Consider the following 427-nt stretch of genomic DNA (forward strand, 5'->3'; position numbering starts at 1 on the left):
TCTCCTGAAAAGAATAAAGAAGAAGTGAAAGTGAAACGCGCTGGAAACTTTAATAAGCTTCTAATTGTAAAAATATCCTCCGACTTTACGTTTGAAGGGCAGCTAATCGCCCGAAAAGATCTATCGAAAGGTGAAGGTAAACATGCAAGAGCTTCATGGGAACGTAAGAAAACTGTAGTCACAAAACCACAAACTGTAATCACAAAATCAATGACTGGCTCACCTGAAGCCAAAATATATGCAGCCCTAAAGGTTCCTACTTATTTAGATGCCGAACTTCAAAACAAGCTTGGTTTGTCGGAGTTAGATTTCACAAAAGCAGTTAGTGAGCTTTCTAAATCCCAAAAGATTAAGCGTTCACTAGAAGATGGTAAAAAATGGGTACGCAATACAAAGTAATCTAGTAAATTAGTAAAATCGTTAACTC

The 427-nt window shown here is 37.0% G+C and carries 1 pseudogene; it reads left to right on the plus strand.

Going from position 1 to position 427, the window contains the following annotated elements:
- A pseudogene (locus AB4486_RS25395) lies at positions 1-399 on the plus strand (hypothetical protein); the annotation flags it as partial.
- Positions 400-427 lie beyond the last annotated feature (28 nt).

Origin of the sequence: Vibrio sp. 10N.222.55.C6, assembly GCF_041473395.1 — a bacterium.
GTDB lineage: Bacteria > Pseudomonadota > Gammaproteobacteria > Enterobacterales > Vibrionaceae > Vibrio > Vibrio crassostreae_C.